General features: G+C 65.4%; 1 protein-coding gene and 1 pseudogene. Both read left to right on the top strand.

Going from position 1 to position 1,554, the window contains the following annotated elements:
• A pseudogene (locus GBZ26_RS29310) lies at nt 1-601 on the top strand (carbohydrate-binding domain-containing protein); the annotation flags it as partial.
• A gap of 356 nt (nt 602-957) precedes the next feature.
• The coding region (locus GBZ26_RS29305) for an amino acid kinase family protein (protein WP_486598855.1) at nt 958-1,554 on the top strand (597 nt) is incomplete at its 3' end.

Raw genomic sequence — 1,554 nt, 5'->3', positions numbered from 1 at the left:
CTCTCCGACGCCATCCGCACCGTCGGTCTCGGCGCCGCTCCCCGACCCGGCTCCGGCGCGGCCTTCCATGCCCTTCAGCCGGATCGTGGAAGGGATACAGACGACGGTGGCGGCCTACGCCTACGAGGGGCCGGTCGCCACCTTGCAGTGGAGCTTCCTGGGAACCGCCGAGGACGAGGTGGTCGGCGGCTCGGACGGCAACGACTTCATCAACCTGATGGGCGGGAACGACGCGGCGTCGGGTGGGGCCGGCGACGACGTGCTGGACGGCGGCTCGGGCTCCAACTGGCTGATCGGCGGGCCGGGCCACGACACCTTCTTCGTGGACGGGCGCGGGGGCGAGGTCACCTGGTCCACCATCGTCGATCTGGAACGCGGCGAGTGGGCAACCCTCTGGGGCTTCGTACCCGGCCAGTCCCGGCTGACCTGGGAGGAGATGGGCGGCGCCGAAGGCTACAAGGGCGCCACCGTCCGCTGTGACATCGACGGCAACGGCACCATCGACGCCAGCATGACCTTCACCGGAATGGCCGTGAGCGCCATGACCGTCACCACCGGCATGGCCGGCAGCGAGCCCTACATCGCCTTCATCACCCTATAGCCGGCTTCTTTCCCTTTTCCACCATGCACCGCCGGGACCACACGCACACCCTGGCCACACCCCGGCGGACGGAACAGACGGTAGAAAAGGCATTTCATCGGCGTTATCACCACCTCCTTCATAACGCCATGAAAAACAACAGTATTTTTATTTTCCGGGTTGGCGTGGAAACAGGAAGAGATCACAGTTCCATCAACTCCTAATACAAAAGTCACCCTTCCATGCGCCGTTCCACGGGATTCGCGGAGCGGGGCCGCACCCGCTTGCCACCAATTCCGACGGATGCCCTTTCTCTTGGACCGGAAGGAAACGGCCCCTTACCGACACGCCTTCGAACCAAAAGGGAACAGCCCCTCATGGCCAGCACGACAGCGGAGCTTGAAGCGCTCCTCATGCAGCGGTCGCTGACCGACGCGCAGCTTCTGGCGGCGGCGGACTTCCGCATCCTGCCCAACGCGACGGTGCTCAAGATCGGCGGGCAGAGCGTCATCGACCGCGGACGCGCCGCCGTTTACCCGCTGGTCGACGAGATCGTCGCTGCCCGCAAGGAGCACAAGCTGTTGATCGGAACCGGCGCCGGCACCCGTGCCCGCCACATCTACTCGATCGCGGCGGGGCTGAACCTGCCGGCGGGCCTGCTCTCGCAGCTCGGCGGCTCGGTCGCCGATCAGAACGCCGCCATGCTCGGCCAGCTTCTCGCCAAGCACGGCATCTCCGCGGTGGATGGCGCCGGTCTGTCGTCGGTACCGTTGTTCCTGGCCGAAGTGAACGCCGTCGTCTTCAGCGGCATGCCGCCCTACAAGCTGTGGATGCACTCCGCCGCCGAGGGCGTCATTCCGCCCTACCTGTGGCTGCTCGCAATCATCGGCGGCCGTGCTCGCTTTCATCGCCGAATCCTGCTCGAAATCGGTGAGAACAAGACGGGGCTTATGCTCAGATTAACTGCGACTGCG

Origin of the sequence: Azospirillum formosense (assembly GCF_013340925.1) — a bacterium.
In the GTDB taxonomy this organism is placed as follows: domain Bacteria; phylum Pseudomonadota; class Alphaproteobacteria; order Azospirillales; family Azospirillaceae; genus Azospirillum; species Azospirillum formosense.
Note: the sequence above shows the minus strand (reverse complement) of the source record. Positions and strands in the feature narration are given on the sequence as shown.